This window comes from Paenibacillus sp. SSG-1 (genome assembly GCF_002224835.1).
Lineage (GTDB): Bacteria > Bacillota > Bacilli > Paenibacillales > Paenibacillaceae > Paenibacillus_AQ > Paenibacillus_AQ favisporus.
In genome coordinates, this window is sequence record NZ_MBRK01000001.1 from 6,494,980 (window position 1) to 6,516,270 (window position 21,291).

The 21,291-nt window shown below is 49.4% G+C and carries 22 protein-coding genes, 1 pseudogene and 1 other annotated feature; of the genes and pseudogenes, 14 read left to right on the plus strand and 9 right to left on the minus strand.

Going from position 1 to position 21,291, the window contains the following annotated elements:
- Positions 1-199 precede the first annotated feature (199 nt).
- The 3 genes from BCV73_RS29605 (at position 200) to BCV73_RS29615 (ending at position 3,077) form a co-directional block, all read left to right on the plus strand.
- A complete protein-coding gene (locus BCV73_RS29605; RefSeq protein ID WP_089549508.1) occupies positions 200-547 on the plus strand; it encodes a YciI family protein in 348 nt (115 codons plus the stop codon).
- An 8-nt stretch (positions 548-555) separates the two neighbouring features.
- Positions 556-1,779 (plus strand): RNA polymerase sigma factor, encoded by a 1,224-nt coding sequence (locus BCV73_RS29610; RefSeq protein WP_089549509.1) that lies wholly within the window; start codon positions 556-558, stop codon positions 1,777-1,779.
- Between the two features lie 284 nt (positions 1,780-2,063).
- Complete coding sequence (locus tag BCV73_RS29615) at positions 2,064-3,077, plus strand: DUF3231 family protein (protein ID WP_076172388.1); 1,014 nt, start codon at positions 2,064-2,066, stop codon at positions 3,075-3,077.
- Positions 3,078-3,235: 158 nt separating this feature from the next.
- Here BCV73_RS29615 and BCV73_RS29620 read toward each other — a convergent pair whose 3' ends face one another.
- Positions 3,236-3,886, minus strand: coding sequence for an SDR family NAD(P)-dependent oxidoreductase (locus BCV73_RS29620; RefSeq protein WP_089549510.1), 651 nt, complete (start codon positions 3,884-3,886; stop codon positions 3,236-3,238).
- A gap of 158 nt (positions 3,887-4,044) precedes the next feature.
- Here BCV73_RS29620 and BCV73_RS29625 point away from each other — a divergent pair, with 158 nt between their 5' ends.
- On the plus strand, positions 4,045-4,491 hold the full coding sequence (locus tag BCV73_RS29625; protein WP_089549511.1) for an Lrp/AsnC family transcriptional regulator: 447 nt from the start codon (positions 4,045-4,047) through the stop codon (positions 4,489-4,491).
- A 74-nt stretch (positions 4,492-4,565) separates the two neighbouring features.
- Here BCV73_RS29625 and BCV73_RS29630 read toward each other — a convergent pair whose 3' ends face one another.
- Positions 4,566-5,168: an isochorismatase family protein gene (locus tag BCV73_RS29630; protein ID WP_089549512.1), complete on the minus strand. Its 603-nt coding sequence runs from the start codon at positions 5,166-5,168 to the stop codon at positions 4,566-4,568.
- A 278-nt stretch (positions 5,169-5,446) separates the two neighbouring features.
- On the opposite strand from BCV73_RS29630, the gene BCV73_RS29635 reads away from it, so the two are divergent.
- Complete coding sequence (locus BCV73_RS29635) at positions 5,447-5,911, plus strand: phage tail protein (RefSeq protein ID WP_089550456.1); 465 nt, start codon at positions 5,447-5,449, stop codon at positions 5,909-5,911.
- Positions 5,912-6,035: 124 nt separating this feature from the next.
- Here the strand turns inward: BCV73_RS29635 and BCV73_RS29640 are convergent, their stop codons facing one another.
- The gene (locus tag BCV73_RS29640; RefSeq protein ID WP_076172379.1) at positions 6,036-6,644 is read right to left on the minus strand and encodes a TetR/AcrR family transcriptional regulator; all 609 of its coding nucleotides are present in this window, start codon (positions 6,642-6,644) and stop codon (positions 6,036-6,038) included.
- Between the two features lie 248 nt (positions 6,645-6,892).
- On the opposite strand from BCV73_RS29640, the gene BCV73_RS29645 reads away from it, so the two are divergent.
- Positions 6,893-7,672 (plus strand): nuclear transport factor 2 family protein, encoded by a 780-nt coding sequence (locus BCV73_RS29645; RefSeq protein ID WP_089549513.1) that lies wholly within the window; start codon positions 6,893-6,895, stop codon positions 7,670-7,672.
- Between the two features lie 239 nt (positions 7,673-7,911).
- On the opposite strand, the gene nfsA is transcribed toward BCV73_RS29645, so the two are convergent.
- A complete protein-coding gene (gene nfsA, locus BCV73_RS29650) occupies positions 7,912-8,652 on the minus strand; it encodes an oxygen-insensitive NADPH nitroreductase (RefSeq protein ID WP_089549514.1) in 741 nt (246 codons plus the stop codon).
- A gap of 273 nt (positions 8,653-8,925) precedes the next feature.
- Here nfsA and BCV73_RS29655 point away from each other — a divergent pair, with 273 nt between their 5' ends.
- A complete protein-coding gene (locus BCV73_RS29655) occupies positions 8,926-9,270 on the plus strand; it encodes a winged helix-turn-helix transcriptional regulator (RefSeq protein WP_089549515.1) in 345 nt (114 codons plus the stop codon).
- 440 nt (positions 9,271-9,710) lie between these two features.
- Positions 9,711-9,973, plus strand: a binding site (T-box leader).
- A gap of 76 nt (positions 9,974-10,049) precedes the next feature.
- On the plus strand, positions 10,050-11,720 hold the full coding sequence (gene leuA / locus BCV73_RS29660) for a 2-isopropylmalate synthase (protein ID WP_089549516.1): 1,671 nt from the start codon (positions 10,050-10,052) through the stop codon (positions 11,718-11,720).
- 244 nt (positions 11,721-11,964) lie between these two features.
- On the opposite strand, the gene BCV73_RS29665 is transcribed toward leuA, so the two are convergent.
- Entirely contained in the window at positions 11,965-12,426 is a 462-nt protein-coding gene (locus BCV73_RS29665) for a MarR family winged helix-turn-helix transcriptional regulator (protein ID WP_076172369.1), read from the minus strand.
- 228 nt (positions 12,427-12,654) lie between these two features.
- Between BCV73_RS29665 and BCV73_RS29670 the strand changes: the two genes are divergently transcribed.
- From BCV73_RS29670 to BCV73_RS29685, 4 genes are all read left to right on the plus strand, one after another.
- The gene (locus BCV73_RS29670) at positions 12,655-13,407 is read left to right on the plus strand and encodes an SDR family oxidoreductase (RefSeq protein WP_089549517.1); all 753 of its coding nucleotides are present in this window, start codon (positions 12,655-12,657) and stop codon (positions 13,405-13,407) included.
- A gap of 63 nt (positions 13,408-13,470) precedes the next feature.
- A complete protein-coding gene (locus BCV73_RS29675; RefSeq protein WP_089549518.1) occupies positions 13,471-14,391 on the plus strand; it encodes an alpha/beta hydrolase family protein in 921 nt (306 codons plus the stop codon).
- A gap of 384 nt (positions 14,392-14,775) precedes the next feature.
- Positions 14,776-15,177 carry an RrF2 family transcriptional regulator gene (locus BCV73_RS29680; RefSeq protein ID WP_076172363.1) on the plus strand — a complete coding sequence of 134 codons (402 nt, stop codon included), beginning with the start codon at positions 14,776-14,778 and terminating at the stop codon, positions 15,175-15,177.
- 136 nt (positions 15,178-15,313) lie between these two features.
- Entirely contained in the window at positions 15,314-15,976 is a 663-nt protein-coding gene (locus tag BCV73_RS29685) for a nitroreductase family protein (RefSeq protein ID WP_089549519.1), read from the plus strand.
- A 130-nt stretch (positions 15,977-16,106) separates the two neighbouring features.
- Here BCV73_RS29685 and BCV73_RS29690 read toward each other — a convergent pair whose 3' ends face one another.
- On the minus strand, positions 16,107-17,384 hold the full coding sequence (locus BCV73_RS29690; RefSeq protein ID WP_089549520.1) for an MFS transporter: 1,278 nt from the start codon (positions 17,382-17,384) through the stop codon (positions 16,107-16,109).
- Between the two features lie 245 nt (positions 17,385-17,629).
- Between BCV73_RS29690 and BCV73_RS29695 the strand changes: the two genes are divergently transcribed.
- On the plus strand, positions 17,630-18,769 hold the full coding sequence (locus BCV73_RS29695; RefSeq protein WP_076172357.1) for a 5-methyltetrahydropteroyltriglutamate--homocysteine S-methyltransferase: 1,140 nt from the start codon (positions 17,630-17,632) through the stop codon (positions 18,767-18,769).
- A 158-nt stretch (positions 18,770-18,927) separates the two neighbouring features.
- On the opposite strand, the gene BCV73_RS29700 is transcribed toward BCV73_RS29695, so the two are convergent.
- The 3 genes from BCV73_RS29700 to BCV73_RS29710 form a co-directional block, all read right to left on the minus strand.
- Positions 18,928-19,311 (minus strand): Dabb family protein, encoded by a 384-nt coding sequence (locus BCV73_RS29700; protein WP_076172354.1) that lies wholly within the window; start codon positions 19,309-19,311, stop codon positions 18,928-18,930.
- 283 nt (positions 19,312-19,594) lie between these two features.
- The gene (locus BCV73_RS29705; protein WP_076172322.1) at positions 19,595-19,951 is read right to left on the minus strand and encodes a hypothetical protein; all 357 of its coding nucleotides are present in this window, start codon (positions 19,949-19,951) and stop codon (positions 19,595-19,597) included.
- 139 nt (positions 19,952-20,090) lie between these two features.
- On the minus strand, positions 20,091-20,681 hold the full coding sequence (locus BCV73_RS29710) for an NAD(P)H oxidoreductase (protein WP_089549521.1): 591 nt from the start codon (positions 20,679-20,681) through the stop codon (positions 20,091-20,093).
- 168 nt (positions 20,682-20,849) lie between these two features.
- Between BCV73_RS29710 and BCV73_RS29715 the strand changes: the two are divergent.
- Positions 20,850-21,207: pseudogene (locus BCV73_RS29715) on the plus strand (winged helix-turn-helix transcriptional regulator).
- The last annotated feature ends 84 nt before the right edge of the window (positions 21,208-21,291 follow it).

Here is a 21,291-nt window from a genome sequence, read left to right on the forward strand (position 1 = left end):
GCTTACATTTAAGGGCTTTTGTATTCACTGCGCACTTTTTGTGGGGCTTTGGGGTTTCGCTCGGTTTTCCGTGAGCGCATTCCAAATGACGCCGGCTTTTTATATGAATATTTTTCTTGTAATGTAGAAATTGGAGCAGCCCACACGACATTATAGTGCAACCCAATTCCAATACGGTTTTACAGGGAGGAGTTTTTGTATGAGTTACACCCTAATGTTTTACGAGAGCCAGGAGGATTTTGCGGCTAGAATGGATCCAGCCCGGCAACAAGAATACCTGGCAGGCTGGACGCATTACGTGCATGCTTTACGACAGTCTGGAATCGTGGTGTTTGGTTCGGGGCTTCATGCTCCAGAGACAGCTGCAACGATGAAACGGCGCGGCGGTGAAATGGAGGTTCAGGACGGACCGTTTCCCGAGACGAAAGAGCAGCTCGGCGGAATATTCGTGATTGATGTTCCGGATTTGGATACTGCATTAGAGTGGGCTGCTCGAGGGCCTGTCGATACGGTGGAGATCAGAGAGAACCTTCCCGCGCTGAAGTAATCATTTCTATGGAAGCTCATCAAGTTATTGAACAAACAGCTCGTAACGCTTACGGCCGATTACTCTCCTATTTAGCTGTAAATTGGCGGGACCTGAAGGCAGTTGAGGATGCGATCGGAGACGCTTTTCTCGCTGCGTTAGAAACTTGGCCGAAGATCGGCATTCCGGATAAGCCTGAGGCATGGCTGGTTACCGCCGCCCGTAGGCGGCTTATCGACCGTGCACGCCGTACCCGCGTTTCCGAAAGTGCGCTGCCGACACTCATTGCCATGTCAGAGGATACACAGCGGCTCGCATCGTCAAACACTGGTTTTCCGGACGAACGACTGCGGATGATGTTTCTTTGTACTCATCCGGCCATTGACCCTGCGATGCGTACACCGCTGATGCTGCAGACGGTGCTTGGAATCGATGCAGCCCGAATTGCATCTGCATTCATCGTCAAGCCCTCCACCATGAGCCAGCGTCTGACGCGGGTAAAGGCCAAAATTCGTACCGAACGCATCACATTTGAATTGCCCGATGCTGAAGAAATTCCGAATCGTCTCGATTCCGTCCTGGAGGCTATTTACGCTGCATACGGGAGTGGGTGGGACGAAGCAGCCAGTGCCGATTCGCCTCACAGGAGATTGGCAGAGGAATCGATCTATCTAGGAAGGCTGCTTCTCCAGTTCAACCCCCGCGAGCCGGAGGTTAATGGCCTGTTGGCGCTTATGCTGCACTGTGAAGCACGAGCTGGGGCTCGGCATGATGAAGAGGGGAACTATATTCCCCTCTCGCAGCAGGACTGTGCCCGATGGGAACAAAGCCTGATCTTTGAGGCGGAGCGTTATCTGCATATCGCCTCGCAAGCCGGTGAAATCGGACGCTTTCAACTCATGGCCGCGATCCAATCCGTGCATGCACAGCGTTTATGGACTGGGCAAACAGAGTGGGAGGCGATTGCTCAATTATACGAGGGCCTCATTCGTATATCTCCTACCCTAGGCGCATTAGTCGGCCGAGCCGCTGCAGTGGCGGAGGCTTATGGATCGGAATGCGGCATTGCGCTTCTAGAAGCCATTCCATCTACAGAAGTGGTAAGCTATCAGCCCTATTGGGCACTTGCCGGTCATTTATACAAACGGATGCAGCGGAAGGAAGATGCTCACTTGGCTTATAGCCGTGCCATTGGGCTAAGCACAGATATATCGATTCGGCAATTTCTAAATCGCCAAGATGCTGAGATATAAAGCAACACATCGGGATAAAATATACTACCCGAGGAAGAAAGGGGCTGGCGTGCCAGCCCCTTTCTCATTTTTCCGCCGATAAACCCGTTAAACTGAATCCGTACCATAAGTAACGGTAAATGTTTTATAGAATTTGTTAGCCTTTGGACAACTTGTCCCTCTTCCGTATCCGTGGGAGGACTTTGCAGGAGGGAGATGTGATTAATTTAAGGTGCGCTTCTAGTGTATTTCGAAGCTGGTCACTGGATATCCTAGGCATGGGTTCCCAATAGACCATAAAAGGAATGAGTTTTGTGAAAACAGATCAATCACAATTAACGGCAGCGGAGATGGGAAAACTTTGGGCAACGTATGTTGGAAATACGATGGGGAAATGCGTGCTTAGTTATTATCTCCAGCATGTGAACGATAAAGAAATTAAAAAAATTTTACAATTTGCCCAGGGGTTATGTGAAGATTATATACAGGATATCGAAGCCATTTTTAAACAAGCGGCTTTTCCCATACCGGTCGGGTTTACGAAGGACGACGTAAATCTGGAAGCACCCCGACTGTATGAAGATGACTTTTATCTTCATTACTTACAGTATCTGGGCAAAGCTGGGATGAGTATTTATAGCGTGGCTATACCTTTAGTAACGAGGAAAGATATCCGGGATTTTTTTGTCAAGACCCTTCATGATACGAGCCAATTAATGGTTCGGGTCAATGATGTTTTGCTTTCCAAAAATGCATCAATAAATCCACCCGTCATTCCTCCTCCCGAAGGAGTTGATTTTATTACCAAACAGAGTTTCTTAAATGTATTTTTTGGAAACGGGAGACCGCTGCAAGGCTTGGAAATCGCCCATTTATACGGAAACATGAACAACGACATCACAAGTAAAGCCATTATTACTGGCTTTGTTCAGGTGGCAAAAAGTGAAAAAGTCAGACAATATTTAGAACGCGGAAAGAACCTTAACCAAAAACATATTGATCAGATGTCGGATAAATTGTCCAAAGACGGTTTGCCATCTCCTTCGCTCATTGATCATCTGGTCAGACCATCAACGGAGTCTCCTTTCTCAGACAAACTGATGGTTTATCATAAAATCGATATGTTTGCCATGAAGATCCGGGAATACGCCAATGGTGCCTCACTTAGTGCAAGAAAAGATGTTGCCGCCTTATTTGCAAAATGTCAGTTGCAAGTATCGTTATATGTAGAAGATGGTGCCAATATTATGATTGACCATGGCTGGTTGGAGCAACCTCCAGAAGCTATAGACCGAGATGAGGTACAAGCGGGACATTAAAAGCTTGATCTAGAAGCTGTTTTGGGCACCATAGTTGAATCGAGTGGCTATAGGTATAGGAAGGGCCATCCTTTACAGGATGGCCTTTAAGCTTGCGGTTACAGACAGCCGGGTGATCCGTACCCTAAGTAAGGCGAAAATGACCGCTAATGGAGTACTCACTGATAGATAAGTTCACGTTCGTTCTGCTTTTCATACATATCCCAATACGTTTGGGCGATTCGATCAGGGTCGAAATTTGTGTTCACCGCAACTGTACCAGCAATGGTGATGGTGCCCACATGAATGCCATGAGGCTTCAATTCTTCTCCTAATGTATAGGCTAAGCTGCGTAGAGCGGCTTTTCCGACAGACAAAGAAGCTAATTCATAAGCAGGAGTTAGGGCAAATCCACCGCCTGTGAACAAGATCGTTCCACTCTTCCGTTCAATGAAGTCGGGAATAACTTGTAAAGCACTGCTTAGAGCCCCGACCACATTGACATTAAGATCGTCCAACAACTCGGCCTCCGTTAGTTTCGATGCAGTCCCCAGTTTAATAACAGCTGCATTATAGACAAGTACCTCCGGGATTCCATGATTTCTTTTGATCTGCTGGAACGCGGTTTGAAGAGAGTCCGCATCCGCAGCATTCGCTGTTGTTCCATATGCCTCTATGCCCTGGGCCTCCAGGCTCTTTACAAGCTCGCCCAGCGATTTTTCATTCCTGGCCACAAGAATAACTTTGAACCCTTTCAAACCGAATATTTTAGCTACGCCAGAACTCACTCCGGGACCTGCCCCAACAATTACAATAGATTTTTTGCCCATATAGACTCGCTCCTTCAATTTGGATTCCAATGTACTCCACAAATTATATTTGATAGTATGGGAATGCTACATGGGTCAACCAAGGTGTTTATCATCATTCGCTAAGGAAATCAAACCATTTAGCTTCATACGCTTATAGAATATAAGGGGTGGGTCACTTGGATCAGGTTGATAAGAATATCCTGTTAGTTTTGCAGGACAATGCAAGGATCTCCATGACAGAACTAGGCAGGATGGTTGGGCTAACCCAGCCTGCTGTAACGGAGAGAGTTCGGCGGATGGAGGAAAGGGGAGTGATTAAAGAGTATCGGGCGGTCGTCGCAAGAGAAAAGATAGGTAAACATACAATGGCGGCTATTTGGCTGCGCGCAACGAATTGCGAATCACTTTATGCTTTCTGCCAATCCGCCCAGGAAGTGATTGAGTGCCACAGGATAAGCGGGGGAGAGTATAATCACTTGTTGAAGGTAGTTACCGCGTCACTGCCGGATTTAGAGATGTTTGAGAACGAAATCGTAAAGTACGGGAAATTTGCAACGTCCATCGTACTTTCTTCCCCTATTGAAAATAAATCCCTGGCCGCGGTCGTCCCCGAGTCTAATTAACGACTTAACCAGGTGGTTTGAAGAAAGTGCAATCTATCGGATTCAGGGATGCTTTGGCCAACCCCTCCAGGGAACTAAATCCCTTTTAATACCTCTTCCGTTGTGCGAATCCGCCCCATCCTCGGGAAAATAACATCCCGTACATGCTCATGCTCAGCCTTCGTGAACCCGGTCATGGCGTCAATCGCGAAAATGATATCATATCCGTGCTGAAAAGCTTCTCTGGCGGTTGTATCCACACCGATCCCTGATGCTATACCGCAGATGACGATGGTATCAATGTTTCGGCGGCGCAGTTGAAGATCAAGATCTGTCCCGTGGAAGGCCCCCCATTGCTTTTTGGAGATGATATGATCCGTTTCAGTTACGCCGAGTTCGGGAACAAATTCGTCCCAGCCTTCGACCAGATTTAGTTTGGGAGGCGCGGTATCCAGCATAGGGCTGAGCATATCTTTGAAGTCTTTACTGGATACATGCACGAGCGCCACAAAAGCCCCATGACTTCGGAAAAGCTGGGTCAGCTTGGCTGCATTGGCAATGACCGCTTCCGCGGAATAAGGTGCATACTGCTGACCTATCCATTTTTGGAGATCGATGACGACCAGAGCTGTTCTGTTCCAATCGATTAACGGTTCTCTTTGCCCGCTATGCGTATGATTGTCATGAAGTTGATTCATAGGAAACCCTCCGCTAATCTTGTAATGTAATGATGACGGAATCAGTATAAATTAGGCCGTGGTGATTAACGAGAGAGTGGATTATCCTAGGAGTGATTCTCCTAGAATACACAGATTTTATGAAGATATGTGAAGGATTTTGACGCAAAGTGCTGAATATGTAAACGGGATGTTTGTTTCTACCAGTCTATGTAAACAATATTTAGAAGACTAACAAAATCGTCAGTCAGCTTGTGAAATATAGATATCTGGAAATTAAGGGAAAACGAGGGATGGAAATGTCGTATATCGTTGATTTTCAAAATGTATCTACGGTGGGTTTAGAATCTTCACCTGTCGCTGAAGCCCTTGCCGGTTTGCGCGCGAATGAAGCCCGTTACTTTATGAATAAGTACAAGCATGAATTTACGGTTGTGCCCGCCAGCGAAAGCCAGGAGACCCTAGATTATGTGAACCGGATTTTGAAAGAAGAACGGGATATTGAGTTTGCGGCCAAACCTTTGGAAACATCGCGTTTTCAAGTGGAAAGTATCCAAATGGCCTACGTTTTTTATGAGGACGGTCTCGCACTCAATGTCATGTATACCGTGGATGACCCGAAGAAACGGGCCGTCGGTTTCAAGCTTTCGGAAGGGATGGAGATACCCCAAGAGCTGGAAGGGAAGTTTAAGTTTGCGAGGCAGAAGTCCAAGCTGGCCGGAACGATTCGGGGTTCGTTTTTTGTCATTAAAGGGGAATATTAAGCTCGGCATAGGACGCGAAGCAATCAAATCAAAACATAAACGGGACAGGCGGGGCAGACCATGCTCTCCTGTCCTTTGTCTTTTTAAGAACGCCAGCCTACAACACATCTCTGCTCTCGCGATCCTACTCCTCGACGGCAATGCCGGCAGCTCTCAAATGACCATAGGTCACGATGTTACTGAACTGGGAAGATACCTCAGCCGCGGACAGGGGCCGGTCGTTTTTGATCCACCAAATCACGATCCCCATGAAAGCCGATACGAGGTATTCAAGCAGCAATTCTTTAGATACCGCTAACGGCGAATCCCCCTGCGCAGGACTCCACCCCTCATCCAGTTTGCCTTTTATGATCGCCTCCATTTTTGCTCGAAACGGATAGATTCTGCTCTCCTCCACCAACATGGCATAGTACAAAGTAATACTCCCCGAAATGTGTTCCAGAACGGCTTGCATGACGGTCTCCAGTCTGGACAGACGGAAAGGGTTCATATGAAATGGGCAAAGCACGACGGTCTGCTGCAATTCGCTTAACAGCTCGTCCATACATGTATCTAATAAATCCGGCTTGTTCTGGTAGTGAAGATAAAACGTGTTTCGATTGATCATCGCCCGGTCGGCGATATCCTGGATCGTGATCGCTTCGTATCCTTTTTCCTGAATCAGCTCATAAAATGCCTTTCGGATCGATTGTTTCGTGCGTACTATTCTTAGATCGGTCTTCTTTTTGTTCATGGGTTTCGCTCTCCTACAAGAAATTTAAGGCGTTAAGCGACAAATCCGTGCGAAATGCCTCTTATCCGGCAAAACACAAAATATTGAATATTGAGGGTGCTATGGTTCCTTATTATAATGAGCACAAGATAAATAAACAACATCGTGTTCATTATTTATCTGATGACGATAAATGGTGCGAGATCAGGACCGGTCCATCAAGCGCAAACGTTAATTTTAACTTTCGATATCAAAGGGAGGATATTTCGATGACATTCAACGATCATAATGAGCTTGTTCTTAAGGCAACCGCTGTGCTGGAAAGCTTGGAGAGCGGCAGCCCCGAAGCGATTAAGGCTTACGTTCATCCGGATAAATATATTCAGCACAACCAAGCATTACCTGATGGCCGTGATGCCATGCTGGGTGCGCTAGCTCATTTAAAGGAAAACGGTACGAAGGTCAGCATTAAACGTGCTTTGGTCGACGGGGATTTGGTGGTCCTCCATTCCGTATATGAATTCTTCGGTCCTAAGATCGGGATTGATATTTTCCGTTTTGAACATGGACTCATCGTCGAGCATTGGGACAATTTGCAGGAGATGGTGGAGAAGACGCCAAGCGGCCATACGATGATTGACGGACCGGTCACGGTTCAGGATATCGATAAGACGGACGCGAACAAAGGGCTTGTCCAAAGCTATGTGGAGAACATTTTGTTTGGGAAAAATCCGGAGCTGCTGAACTCCTATTTTGACGGGGATCGTTACATCCAGCATAGTCCGCATATTGGGGATGGCCTTTCGGGACTGCATGCGGCACTCCAGGCGCTATCGGAGAGAAATGTTGAATTTCAATATACTCAGCTCCATCAGGTCATTGGCCAAGGCGATTTTGTGCTTACGGTAAGTGAAGGTTTGTTTGATGGCCAGCCTACCGCTTTTTACGATTTGTTCCGGGTGGAGAACGGAAAGATCGCCGAGCATTGGGACGTAGTCGAAGCCATCCTGCCGGCAGAAAAGCGGAAAAATTCAAACAGCCGGTTTTAAGGCTTGAGAGGGTTAATAGAAAGGCATCGCCGAACATTGCGGCACTGTCCAAGTTCATTTGGGGGCTAATAAGGGACGACCGCCACAGTCGGAGGTCCGGCTGTAATTTGCCGGAGCTGTTGGCGCAGAACGATGCCGAACTGAAAGAGGGATTTTCGCAACCGCTTTGCAATCGCGGTTGCGAAAATCCCTATTATTCTGCAGCGCTAATGTAGTTAACTTACCTCGGCCTTAACCGTTTATTTTTTCGCATATCCTTGCTTGTTCAAATAGTTCATCATTTGAGGGAGTGTACTTCTCTGGAGATGATCTTGGATATGGTCACTCCATCCCTTTACTTTTTTCACTGTGAAGGGAGCCATAACCGGACGGCTCTCATAATACTTCAACATGGCTTCATCATAGGTGGCTAATTTCTCTTGATCCAGTGGTTGATATTGATTTTCTTGCAAGACCATGGATTGAGGCAGCCGCGGCTTAAGTTCAGGTTTATCTCCTGCCGGGGTACCCAAGCATAATCCCACCAAAGGTATCACATACTTCGGTAATTTCAACAGGTCAGATAATTCGTTAATATTAGCTCTGACAGCCCCGATAAATACACCGCCAAGTCCCATGGATTCGGCTGCTGTTAAGGCATTTTGTGCCATTAGTCCAGCGTCGAACGTACCAACCAACAGAAATTCAATATATTCAATATCCACCACTGGGGCAATTTGATGATTACGGTTGAAATCTGCACAAAAAATCCAAAACTCTGCTGCCTCTTCAATATAGGGTTGATCCATACTGAGTTGCATCACTTTTTTTCGCAGATCAGGATTTGTGATTCGAATAATCGAAACGGCTTGAAGAAGACTGGAAGATGAAGTTTGACTGACTGCTTTAAAGATTGCTTCTCGCTGTTCTTCTGTCAAGGATTTATTGGTAAAAGATCGCACAGATGCATGATTATGAAGCAGTGAAATGGTTTCATTCATGTAATCCATCTCCATATTTATTTGATATAATAACTCCGTATTGATAAGGAACTCACATGTTTTTACGTGTTCCCTACTCTCCTTTAAGCTGTATAAGCTCAGAGTTGAATCACCTTTTTGCTATAATTACATTAAGACTACTAACTAAATATTGGCCAATGTTGTTCTGTCCCGGTGACATTGACACTATCATAAAATTTTTCGTTGGGTCCGCAAAGAGGGCAATATAAATGAACATAGTACAACTTTTTGTACCTTCAGGGGGGGATATCAATGAGGGTCTGTAATGAAGGATTTGATAAAGCGTTTATCGATGAAAACAGGGATATGTACGCGATATCCTTTACCCAATATGTCCTTTCAGGACGTTGGAAATACTTTATATTATGGTATCTAAGAGGAGAAACGCGTCGCTATACGGACATCAAAAAATTTCTTGGCGGTTTATCGCAAGGCTCTCTCACAAAGCAGCTTAGAGAGTTGGAGCAAGATGGAGTCATTAAACGTGATGTTTATCCAGAAGTTCCTCCTCGGGTAGAGTATTCGCTTACAGACAAGGGGAATAAATTACTGCCGATCCTTGAGAAGATGGAGGACTTCGGTAAAGAGTATGGATAACAAAATTAATGTACTATGACCCCGAAGTGTTCAATATTTTGAGGGAAAAAGCCAGCATTTAGCCTTTGGAAAAGGGATTCACTACTGCCTTGAGTGGTTTACGAATGGGGAAATGATCGATATAAAAATGGATGAATTCAATATTGGGGAATACATCACAAGACCACAGCAACGCTCCAGATTATTAGACGCCATGAATGCTAAATGCTTTGTGCCTCCTTTGAAGCATGGGAAGTAAACCCTGATTATAGGTTACTGCATAAATTGGAAGGGAACACGAACCATAATGATGGTTAAAAACCGCCGCACCCACTATTTTTGTACATAAAAATTAAATATCGCAGCATTTAGCCAAATAAAAAAGCCCTCACGGAAGAACAATACGTTGTAGATTGCACTTGACACCATCGTGTCGGTGATATAGCATTAATCCTAATAATTAAACTACGTTGAAAAGGAATAGTACGGTTTTCTAAGCGAACAGAGAGCTGTTGGCCGGTGTGAAACAGCCGTGGAGAAAATTGGAACTCACCTTGGAGTTGCTCGCTGAAACAGTAAAGTAGGTGGAGCCGGAGCCTGACCGTTATCATCAGGAGGATCCAGGTTTGTCTGTGTATGCAAACCGTATCCGTAGAGTGCATGCCGGCGTTGGCATGAATTCGGAGTGGTACCGCGTAAGATGTTAAAGTCTTTCGTCTCTGTAATGGAGATGAAAGGCTTTTTTTGCGCCTCCGATCTTTGGCAGATTAGCATAGGAATCGACGAAAGGAAGGGTATCCATGAAAAATGTAAACAAATACGACAGAGGATATTTTATGCCGCCGGAGACCAGCCTGAACTGGACCCGGAAGGAATATATTACGGAGGCGCCGATTTGGTGCAGCGTTGACCTTCGTGACGGCAATCAGGCGTTGATCGTTCCGATGAATCTGGAGGAGAAGCTGGAATACTTCAAGCTGCTTGTAGAAATCGGATTCAAGGAGATTGAGGTCGGATTTCCTGCAGCTTCGGAAACGGAATTTGCCTTTTTGCGCACATTGATCGAGCAGGATTTGATCCCGGACGACGTGACGATCCAGGTGCTGACCCAGTCGAGAGAGCACATCATCCGCAAAACGTTCGAATCGCTGAAGGGCGCGAAAAAAGCCGTCGTCCATCTGTACAACTCCACCTCCGTGGCGCAGCGGGAGCAGGTATTCCGCAAATCCAAGGAAGAGATTATCGATATCGCTGTGAGCGGCGCTAAGCTGCTGAAGGAGTGCGCGCAGGAGACGGAAGGGAACTTCCAGTTCCAATATTCGCCGGAGAGCTTTACCGGCACGGAGATCGAGTTTGCGCTGGACATCTGCAACAGTGTGCTTGATGTATGGCAGCCGACCGCAGAGAATACGGTCATTATCAATCTTCCGGCTACGGTATCCATGTCGATGCCTCACGTCTACGCCAGCCAGATCGAGTATATGAGCGAGCATCTGAACTTCCGGGAACATGTCATTCTGTCGGTTCATCCGCATAATGACAGAGGCACGGGCGTGGCGGACGCCGAGCTCGGCATGCTGGCCGGAGCTCAGCGCGTCGAAGGCACATTGTTCGGAAACGGGGAACGGACGGGGAACGTGGACATTGTGACGCTGGCGCTCAACATGTACTCTCACGGAGTCGATCCGAAATTGAATTTTGAGAACATTCCGGCGATTGCTTCCGTGTACGAACGGCTGACCAAAATGAGAGTGGGCGAAAGACATCCATACGGAGGCGAGCTGGTATTCACCGCGTTCTCCGGTTCGCATCAGGATGCCATTGCCAAGGGAATGAAATGGCGCGAGGAAAAGGATCCGCAGCATTGGTCGGTCCCTTATCTGCTGATTGATCCGATGGATATCGGCAGGGAATACGAAGGCGACATTATCCGCATCAACAGTCAGTCCGGCAAAGGCGGAATCGGCTACGTGCTGCAGTTGAAGTACGGACTTGACCTCCCGGCGAAAATGCGCGAAAACTTCGGATACTTCGTTAAAAACGTATCGGATCAGCAGCAGAAGGAACTGATGCCTGAGGAGATCTACGCCATTTTCTTGAAGGAATACGTGAATATCCAAACGCCTGTCGAGTTTGTGAAATACCGCATGACGGACAACGAAGACTTCCAAACGATCGTCACGATTCGTACCGGCAACGAAGTCAAGGAAATCGCCGGCAACGGAAACGGCAGACTCGATGCGATCAGCAATGCGCTGCAAACTGAGCTTGGGCTGGATTATTCCGATCTGGTCTATACGGAACATGCTCTGGAAATAGGCTCGAAATCCCAAGCGGTGTCTTACATCGGGATCACGGCTTCCAACGGCAGTGTATATTGGGGATGCGGCATTGACGTTGATATTATGACGTCGTCAGTAAAAGCGCTCTTTAGTGCCGTGAATCAATTTAGCCGCAATGCGGAAAACTGATCGGTTCCAGCTAGAAGGAAATTCGATCGTTTCATTCCCACCTAAAGAGGATGGGAGTACTCTCGCACATAAGAAAAGGAGCTGCCGCGGGCAACTCCTTTTTTCGTTTATTCGCCTATAGACACCTTAGAGAGGGGTCAGGGCTTACAGAAAGTAGAAGGCCCCTTCACCGTTTGGGTGATGGGCCTTGTTCTTTACTGATCGATGTACTCATCTGTCTCACGAATAACATTAACAAACGTGATCAGGGCGGCGGGGTTTTACCAGAGGAAGACCTTGTCTTCTCCGCCAGCCTAGTAATCGACTCGATGTCTTGTTCGGTTAATTGATCAAAGAAATGCCTGCGTATAGCCCTGGAGGCGATGGGACGGGCATCTTCCAGCACGGATTTGCCGGCGGGAGTGATGATGACTTGAACGCCACGATCCGTGTTCAGCGGCTTCCTCCTCACGAGTCCACGTTTCTCCATCCGCGTCAAATGATGTGACAATCGGCTCTTATCCCAGTCCATCGAGTCGGCTAATTCCTGCTGGCGAAGGCTGCCGTCCCCAAACAGGTCTAACCGGTCCAAAACACCATAATCACCTTCCGATAGCCCGGTCTGTTCGGATATTTCCTTGATGACGCGGCCGAAGATGGTCTGGAAGGAGCCCTTCCACATATGCCATATTCGCATTTCTTCTTCATTCAGCTCGTTCTTATCCATAGAAACATCATATCATGGTTGACGCATCAACCACAACATGTTACAGTAGATACCAGGTTGACGCATCAACCAGATGTGATCGCACATGATGGGTTGAGGTGCAACCAAGTTTTTTACCCATTAGGTTGACGTATCAACCCGAAGATCCATTCTGGATACGAAGTTGGCGCATCAGCCTGGAGCATTTACAAATACCATACTTCAATGCACGAAAGGAGATTTTTTTAGATGCAGCATAAACCCGTCGCCCTGGTTACCGGGGCCAACAAAGGAATCGGCCATCAAATTGCCAAAGATCTCGCTGCACACGGCTTCACCGTACTCGTCGGGTCGCGCAGCCTTAAGAATGGGGAGGAGGCAGCCAAAAGTGTAGGAGCAGACGCACGCGCCCTCCAGCTCGACGTCACGAATCAGGCCTCCGTCGACGCCGCGGCAGAGCATATCCGCCGAGAGCTCGGCCGACTCGACGTGCTCGTGAACAATGCCGGCATCTCGCATGCGGGCAATCCGGACCGGCCGCTTGAGGAGATCGCGGAATCGTGCCGGCCCAGCGTCGCTTCTCTTGACGAGGTACGCGCGGTGTTCGAGACGAACGTGTTTGGCGTTATCGCGGTCACCCAAGCGATGCTGCCGCTCCTGCGTGAGGCGCCGGCGGCACGCATCGTCAACGTATCCAGCGAAGCGGGGTCGTTGGCGCTCAACGCCGACCCGGCCAATCCGCATCGCCCGATGTTCGGTGCCGTGTACAGCCCGTCGAAGACCGCCCTCAATGCCGTGACGCTTGCTTTCGCCATCGAACTCGAGTCGGCAGGCATCAAGGTCAACGCAGCATGCCCGGGCTTTACCGGGACGGACCTCAACAACTTCGCGGGAACGCGCACCGTCGAACAGGGGGCACGCGAACCCGTGCGTCTGGCGCTCCTCGATGAGAACGGTCCGACAGGCACGTTTTCGAACGAGGACGGCCCACTCCCGTGGTAATGCAGCTTCTAGTGGTTGATCCCAACCACCCCCCAATCTCTCTCAACGAAAGGAACTTTAATTATGGAAATCAACGTTAATACATCTACTCCGATCATCTCGGTAAAACCGGTAGTATTGCCCGCGCCGGAACGGGGTGAGGATCTGCAAGTGCGAGTGTCTGCGCCCGCAGCGGGGCATGACCTGCCCATTATTGTTTTCTCCCATGGCTTTGGCTCGTCGATGGACGCCTATGCTCCCTTGGTGGACTTTTGGGCCGCACACGGCTTCGTGGTTATTCAACCTACCCACCTTGACTCGAGAACGCTGAATCTTCCACCTGAAGATTCCCGAACACCGCTGATCTGGCGCATTCGGGTCGATGACCTGAAGCGCATTCTCGACCAGCTTGATCTCATTGAAGCTGGGGTTCCCGGCCTCAGCGGACGCCTTGATCGGAGCCGCATTGCCGCAGCCGGACACTCCTGGGGAGGCCAGACGGTGAGCACGCTGCTCGGCGCCCGTGTCCTTGACGCCGACGGTAAGCCGGGAGAGGACATGTCCGACCCGCGGATTCAGGCGGGATTGCTGCTTGCCACGACGGGCAAGGGCGGAGCCGACTTAAGCCCATTCGCGGCCGAGCACTTCCCCTTCATGAATCCGAGCTTCGCGGACATGAATACGCCGACCCTCGTGGTCGCGGGGGATCAGGATCAGTCCCGGCTGTCCACACGGGGGCCGGACTGGTTCGCCGACCCGTACTTCCTGAGCCCGGGCAGCAAGAGCCTGCTCACCCTTTTCGGGGGAGAACATTCGCTGGGCGGAATTCCCGGATACAACGTCACGGAGACGACGGACGAGAATCCCGAACGGGTCGCCCTGCTCCAGCGGGTCACATGGGCTTACCTTCGCAGCGCGCTTGGCATCGAAGATTCCAGCTGGGCGGCAGCCTGCGCGGCTCTGGAAGAGGGTTCCCACCCGCTGGGCCGCATCGAGTCGAAGTAAGGGCCGGATGTCGTACCAGCCTGACAGTCATATGAAGCCCGGTCCACCTGGCCGCGAGCATCCATTTGAATGTAGGTGCCAGGGCAAATACCAGGACGGCAGTTAAACAAGCGATATCACAAAGGCCATCCCTTAAAAGGATGGCCTTTAAGCTTGCCGTTATAGGCGGGGGCGTGAAGCTTGCTCACAAACCAAAAGTTTGGGGGAGCACCGACAATGGGATACCCAAACACATCAACATGATGCCTGCTTTATCCCGCAAACATCCACTCCGTTCATCGCGAGTTTTATGTTTGAGGAAAGAACTGATATGATAAAAGAAAGTATTGCTGATACAGACACATGTTGTGAGATTGCGATACACTGTAAACAGGAGGGATTTAAATGATATCTAACCGGAGCGTCCAGATTGGTCCGCCGCGTTTCGCCACTGCCGTACATGCCCTGATCTTGCTTGCCAAATGCGAAGGAATGCTTTCCAGCGCGGCCATAGCCTGCGATGTCCAATCACATGCCACATTCCTCCGCAGAGTATTGGCGCAGCTCACGCATAGCGGAATGGTCGAAGCGAGAGAAGGACGGAACGGGGGCTACTATCTAAAGCGCCGTCCGGATCAAATTACGCTGGCGGATATATATTTGGCTGTAAAATCGGATTGCTGCGAACAAGAGGTTCAGGAGCAATGCGCTTCGGGCCAACAAAAGCTTGAAGCGATTATGGGAGAAGTGCAGAATCAGACGATCGAATTGCTCAAGCAGCATACGTTAGCCGATTTGATGCAATAATAATTACCGGATTGCAATGTGAGCCGAAACGTTATATACTGTGTTCATGTAAGTTGCAGTTGGTGGCCCGACTGCATTTTATTTTAAGATATACTGTGCCTGTATTGAGCACAGTAATTACTAGGAGGAGAGAAACATGTCCGTTTCACAATTGTCACAAACCGTGGAGCAGCAGCCATTTTTCAACGTTATTCAGGAACGGCGGTCCGTCCGCAGCTATGATCCCGAAGTGAAAATTTCGCGGGAGGAAATGAACGAAATCCTGCAGCAAGCTGCGCTGGCTCCTTCAGCCGCCAATCTGCAGCCGTGGCGATTCCTCGTCATCGATTCGCAGGAGCTGAAGCAAAAACTGTATCCGATTGCCTTCAATCAGCAGCAAGTGATCGAAGCTTCGGCTGTCATTGCGGTACTCGGAGATCTGGAGGGCTACAAACTGGCCGAGAAGATTTACGGAATGGCGGTTGATGCGGGTTACATGCCTGCAGACACTGCTCAATCCTTTGTGGAACGCTATCAAACGATGTTCGCGAGCATGCCTTCAGAGACTGTTCTCCAGAAAATATCTATTGACGGTGGATTGGTATCCATGCAGCTTATGCTTGTCGCCCGTGCCAAAGGATATGATACGGTTCCGATGGGCGGCTTTGATCATGCTAAATTTGCAGAAGCGTTCGATATTCCAGAGAGATACGCTCCTATTATGCTTATCGCCATCGGCAAGGCGGCAAATCCTGGACACCCGACATTAAGACTGCCGATGAAGGATGTCGCTTTCTTCAACGAAATGCCTAAGGAATAATATCATCATTCAAGCGTGAAAAAAACACCCGAGGATATGAACTGTATCTCAGCGGTTTGGACGATACCGTTCCATCAGCATATAAAAGACAGAAACCACTCCAGATCATGGAGTGGTTTTTTAGCGGAATTTACATTCGTGCGCCGGGAGCAGATTCGTTACGGAAAGCCTGGCGGCCGATCAGGCCGACTCCCAGCGCCAGCAAGGTTAGGACTGCTGCTAACAAGTATAGGTTCACAATGCCGAGCCATTCGGCAAGGGCAGCCATAACGAGCAGCGAAATACAGAACACCAGATTCAGCAAGGAGGCTTGGGCGGACAGCACTTTCGGCAGCACCCCTTTGTCAACGCTGCGCTGAATCAAGGTGCGGCGGTTGATCACCGAGAGCTCGGCGAATGGGCCCATCAGCAGGACGAGAATGAGCGCGATAAAGGGCTGGGTGTTGAGGGCGTATATGGCGGTGAGGATGCCATACCCCGCCATGCCGATCAGCATGGCGACCAGAAGGCTGCTGCCGATGGCGCGGGAAATGGCCAGAACCAGCAGTCCGCCGCCAACCGTCCCCGCAAAATACGCCGCATTAATGAAGCCCCACCACTCTTCGCCTTGGCCAAGCGCAGTCTGAACGAAGGCCAGCGTAAAAGCACCGACCCATACCGAACCGCCCAGCATGTCGATGATGTCCATGAAGGTCAGCAGCCGCAGGCGCGGCATTTGCCAGATGATTTTCCAGCCCTCGGTCAAGGTGTGCCATCTGGAAGCTGGAGCCGCTGCTAAGCTGTCGTCAGGCGCTGCGTCGGTCGGCTGCTGTTCAAGATGGGCTTCCGCCGGCTCCTTGACGCCTAGTGTAAAAGCCGCTGCCAGCCCGTAGACGACGGCCGTCACCAGCAGTGTTGGACTGGGTCCAAGCAAGGCGACAATAACGCCGCTGAGCCCCCAGCCGGCAAACTGTACCACCTGATCGCTGACGCTGATCAAGCTGTTGGCCTTGAGCAGGCCCTGCTCATGTGCGACGAGCCGCGGAACAAGCGCGTTGCGGGCGGGAACCGTCCACCCGTCCAGGAAAGACATGGCGAAGACCAGCGCAAACACCAGAACAAACACAGCGTCCTTTCCGGTAAGCTGCAGGTAAACGGCCAAGCCTACGAACAGCAGAAACTGGCCCGTCTGCGAGAGGAGCAGCAGGGATGGAAGTTTGAAGCGGTTCAACAGCAGCGGCGCGATCAGGCCGCTCAGCATTTGGGCGCCGCTGCGCATCAGCGGCATAAACGCCGCCGATATGAGTGATTCGGTCTGGTTTAATACCAGCACCGTAAGCGCCATAATGTAGAGCACATCCGCGGCGTTTGCCGCCGTCTGGGTGGTCCACAGGAAATAGAAAGGCCGGGTTAAGAAGGATGATTTCATGGCGGTCAAAGTCTCCGTTCCTACGTGCATGATGCAAAAAGCTTGTAACAAGATTAAGAATACGGGAACTTGAAGTTTTTTACAATGAAGGAAAAACACCTAATAGGGCAAGCACAGAGGCATCCTGTAAAAAGAAAATCAGCTATAGTTAATAGCTATAACAGGCTATAACCTTTTAGTAGAACGTTATACCCAAGGGGTTATGCTATAGTGATTTTAATATTATTTTCCGAGGAGATTAGCCGATGAGCACACAAACCAAACCTACAAAACGAACCGTTACTCCGTTTCGATATGATATCGTCGGCAGCTTTTTGCGCCCCCAAGCGTTGAAAGAAGCCAGAGCCCAATTCCAGAACGGTGAAATCACCGCTGAGCAGCTGAGAGAAGTAGAGAGCGCCGAGATCATCAAGCTCGTGCAGAAGCAAAAGGAAGTAGGGCTTCAAGCGGTCACCGACGGCGAATTCCGCCGTTCTTGGTGGCATCTGGACTTCTTCTGGGGCTTGGATGGTGTAGAGCGGACCATTGTTGATCAAGGCTACCAATTTAACGGTGCACAGTCCAGACCCGAAACCGCCCGCCTGACTGGTAAAGTGGGTTACAGCAGCCATCCGTTTGTATCGCATTATGCGTTTTTAAAAGAGGTTGCTGGCGAAGACGTCGTTGCGCGTCAATCCATTCCTGCGGCCGCGCAGTTCCTGTTCGAGCTGGACCGGGCAGAAAATCAGGAGAGCACGCAAGCCATCTATCCGAATCGGGAAGAGCTTGTTACGGATATTGCCAAAGCCTACAAAGCAGCGATCCTTGCACTCTATGAAGCCGGCTGCCGCAGCCTCCAAATCGACGATTGCACGTGGGGAGCGCTTTGCGACGAACAGTTTATGGCGTTTATGAAGCAGGCCGGCGTCAACGTGGCAGAATATGCGAATGAATTTGCAAGATTGAATGAGGAAGTGGTATCCGGTCTTCCGGATGACCTCGTCGTCACCACGCATGTATGCCGCGGTAATTATGTATCGACTTACGCCGGAGTTGGAGGAGGCTACGAGCCGATCGCGCAAACGCTCCTGGGTATCGATAACTACTCCGGCTACTATCTGGAGTTCGATACCGAGCGGGCAGGCGATTTCAAGCCGCTTCGCTTCCTGAAGGACAATCAGCAGGTCGTGCTGGGCCTGTTCTCTTCTAAATTCGGTGAGCTGGAAAATAAAGAGGACATCCTGAAACGGATCGAGGAAGCGACACAGTACGTCGACCTGAACCGGATTTGCCTGAGCCCGCAATGCGGCTTCGCCTCTACGGAAGAAGGCAACCACCTGACCGAGGAGCAGCAATGGCGCAAGCTTGCTTTCATCAAAGAAATCGCGGAAGAGATCTGGAAGTAACTCATATATCGAAATAGAATAAGCACCAATATAGCCGTATGGATGATGATCCGTACGGCTAAGGATGCTCTCTAAGTACTTCACGAAATGAGGCGGTTGCCTCGAGTCCGCGTGTATAGAACTGATACTAAAGAAAGCCGGGAGGCTGTAAGGAATGGTCATGTTAGGCCGATCCGGTCAAACAACGCCATCCATTCCGGGTCAACCGCAGCGTTCCGGCAAGCGGCGATTTTTGCCAAAATATCTGGGTCCGGATCATTCAACACCGTCATTTGGGACAGTTTGGACAATAAAGGGATGAACTGAAAATCCCCTTCGCGATGGGCAGGCTCACGAAAATACCGGTCGAGCGACGCCAAGTCAGGGATGCTGACACAATATGCATGCGTGAATCCCTCCTGAGGATCACCGAAATAGCGCCCAAGGGAATAAAACGCGACTGATTCCGCCTTGGCTGTACGCTCGATAATCGAAAGGACCCTCTGTATTTCCGCTTCATTGACGCCATCTTTGAATTGAAACCGCAAAATGCTTGTGATCATCTCCGTCCCTCCGAATATCGTCTAATTAGAACACCCCTGGATTTCCATTGATGCCTCAACGATATTGTATCAAGGTCACTTACCGAATGTAAGAAGTCAACTCACTTGGATATAGTCATCTATTATGGATCAGCTTACTTAATTAAAGTTAAAATAACTTGAAGCGCGTATCTAAGAGGGAAACCTCTTGAAACAAGTAAAAGCCCCTTCCGGCTAATTGCCGAAAAGAGCTAAATTCTGTCTTTTGATACGGTACTTCGTCTCTCCCCCGCAACCTGAATAATCACCGCTTGAGAGTCATACGCCAGCTGTCCGAGCGGCTGAGCTCCGTGGAGGTTCTCGAAGTATTCACGGCGCTGACCAAGAGGAAAATGATTTGATCTTCGCCGGTGTTGTTGTTAAATAACACTTTGTTTGGCGTTAAATCCCCGGCACCGCCTCGGGCAACAAACTTTCCCGGAGACGGCTGGGCCTCGATTTTAATCGCAAAGGCTTCATTATTGAACAAAAAATTAAGGTTATTTAATACCAATTTCCTTCCCTTTTTCACCCGAATGACGATTTGCTGCAGCAGCAGTGTTTTCCGCGGCCCTACTTTGACCGGCGTTTTTCCGCCTACGATCCCGCTTAGTTGAATCATGCTCTCACCTCTCTAATGAAATTCCTACAACGTATTCATAGAGGATGAGCTTGGACACGGCACTGCAGGCCATACCACCAAGGCAAAGGCAGTACATTTTCATTTCGAGCCGGACCCGGATTTCCGCAGCGCTTCCCGATTAATTCACAGCTTCTGAAACGTTGTCGTAATGCCGTCCCAAATGATGAGCTCGCGTCAGGAGGTTATCGAAAACTTCCGGCCTGGAATCCAGCGTATCGTATAGGATCTCAACCCGGCTGTTCGTGATTCCGCAGTAATCGGCTATACCGACGTTTAGAAGCTGGGAGAGCAATGTATCGTACTGCCTTTTCTCGAAGTGTTCTTTCGGAGCTCCCGCCAGACCAAGCCACAGCACTTGTTGATGATGCAGGTGACTTGCGCCGTAAGCATATCCGTTGTTCCATACCCGGTCGATATATCCTTTCAGCATGGCCGGCAGGCCGTACCACCATATCGGGAAAATCAAGGCGAGCGCGTCATGCCGTTTCATTCGTGCGATCTCCGCTCCCACCTCAGGCGAATAGACTTTGTAATCCGAAGACCAATCCGGCTTGTCGGCTTCCCACAACACGGGATTAAAGCCGCTGCGATGCAGATCCAGCACCTCGGTTTCGTGCCCGGCGTCGGCAAGTCCCTGGATAAATCTCTCTGTCACGGAAAAGGTTAAGGAGTTCACCCGCGGATGCGACACAACCGTCAAAATTTTCATCGATGTCACCTTCCCTCTCTCTCAAATTTCAATATGAAGTACGGTAAAATTATCAGGTATGCTGTGATAAATGGGAAGTACTTACTTTTTTGTGATATAGACACTTTAAAGTGATATACTCACCGGAAAGTAATCGTTCATCGGAATCGACAGGAGGGTGATAATCCCATGGAAATGCAGACCACACGGACGTTTAACATCCCCGCAGAGGCGACGCTTCAAGTGATCGGGGGAAAATGGAAGCTATTGATTTTATGCCATTTGAACTGTGGGGACGGACCGCAAAGAACGAGCGAATTAAAAAAAGGCAATTCCTGAGATTACGCAAAAAATGCTGATCCAGCAGCTCAAGGAGCTGGAGGAAGACGGCATCGTAACGAGAACGTCTTACAATCAGGTTCCACCGAAAGTAGTCTACGAACTGAGCGAGCTGGGAAAGTCGCTGAAATTGATATTGGATCAATTGGATGAGTGGGGCGAGAAGTATATGAATTTGCGTGATTGGAGGTGTTCCTGTTCGGAATGAGGAGAAGATTGCCCCAGATGACTCAGCGTCCCGGGGATCTAAAAAACGAGCGTTGGGCCTATGAAGGCTCGCGCTCGTTTTTTA

What these genes read in the sequence shown, in the direction of transcription:
- BCV73_RS29620 (WP_089549510.1), bottom strand. Translation starts at nt 3,886, where the DNA reads ATGGGCAAAAAATCTATTGTAATTGTTGGGGCAGGTCCCGGAGTGAGT.
- BCV73_RS29670 (WP_089549517.1), top strand. Translation starts at nt 12,655, where the DNA reads ATGCAGCATAAACCCGTCGCCCTGGTTACCGGGGCCAACAAAGGAATC.
- BCV73_RS29710 (WP_089549521.1), bottom strand. Translation starts at nt 20,681, where the DNA reads ATGAAAATTTTGACGGTTGTGTCGCATCCGCGGGTGAACTCCTTAACC.
- leuA (WP_089549516.1), top strand. Translation starts at nt 10,050, where the DNA reads ATGAAAAATGTAAACAAATACGACAGAGGATATTTTATGCCGCCGGAG.
- BCV73_RS29615 (WP_076172388.1), top strand. Translation starts at nt 2,064, where the DNA reads ATGAGTTTTGTGAAAACAGATCAATCACAATTAACGGCAGCGGAGATG.
- BCV73_RS29610 (WP_089549509.1), top strand. Translation starts at nt 556, where the DNA reads ATGGAAGCTCATCAAGTTATTGAACAAACAGCTCGTAACGCTTACGGC.
- BCV73_RS29630 (WP_089549512.1), bottom strand. Translation starts at nt 5,168, where the DNA reads ATGAATCAACTTCATGACAATCATACGCATAGCGGGCAAAGAGAACCG.
- nfsA (WP_089549514.1), bottom strand. Translation starts at nt 8,652, where the DNA reads ATGAATGAAACCATTTCACTGCTTCATAATCATGCATCTGTGCGATCT.
- BCV73_RS29700 (WP_076172354.1), bottom strand. Translation starts at nt 19,311, where the DNA reads ATGATCACAAGCATTTTGCGGTTTCAATTCAAAGATGGCGTCAATGAA.
- BCV73_RS29665 (WP_076172369.1), bottom strand. Translation starts at nt 12,426, where the DNA reads ATGGATAAGAACGAGCTGAATGAAGAAGAAATGCGAATATGGCATATG.
- BCV73_RS29680 (WP_076172363.1), top strand. Translation starts at nt 14,776, where the DNA reads ATGATATCTAACCGGAGCGTCCAGATTGGTCCGCCGCGTTTCGCCACT.
- BCV73_RS29675 (WP_089549518.1), top strand. Translation starts at nt 13,471, where the DNA reads ATGGAAATCAACGTTAATACATCTACTCCGATCATCTCGGTAAAACCG.
- BCV73_RS29655 (WP_089549515.1), top strand. Translation starts at nt 8,926, where the DNA reads ATGAGGGTCTGTAATGAAGGATTTGATAAAGCGTTTATCGATGAAAAC.
- BCV73_RS29705 (WP_076172322.1), bottom strand. Translation starts at nt 19,951, where the DNA reads ATGATTCAACTAAGCGGGATCGTAGGCGGAAAAACGCCGGTCAAAGTA.
- BCV73_RS29640 (WP_076172379.1), bottom strand. Translation starts at nt 6,644, where the DNA reads ATGAACAAAAAGAAGACCGATCTAAGAATAGTACGCACGAAACAATCG.
- BCV73_RS29605 (WP_089549508.1), top strand. Translation starts at nt 200, where the DNA reads ATGAGTTACACCCTAATGTTTTACGAGAGCCAGGAGGATTTTGCGGCT.
- BCV73_RS29695 (WP_076172357.1), top strand. Translation starts at nt 17,630, where the DNA reads ATGAGCACACAAACCAAACCTACAAAACGAACCGTTACTCCGTTTCGA.
- BCV73_RS29645 (WP_089549513.1), top strand. Translation starts at nt 6,893, where the DNA reads ATGACATTCAACGATCATAATGAGCTTGTTCTTAAGGCAACCGCTGTG.
- BCV73_RS29690 (WP_089549520.1), bottom strand. Translation starts at nt 17,384, where the DNA reads ATGAAATCATCCTTCTTAACCCGGCCTTTCTATTTCCTGTGGACCACC.
- BCV73_RS29635 (WP_089550456.1), top strand. Translation starts at nt 5,447, where the DNA reads ATGTCGTATATCGTTGATTTTCAAAATGTATCTACGGTGGGTTTAGAA.
- BCV73_RS29685 (WP_089549519.1), top strand. Translation starts at nt 15,314, where the DNA reads ATGTCCGTTTCACAATTGTCACAAACCGTGGAGCAGCAGCCATTTTTC.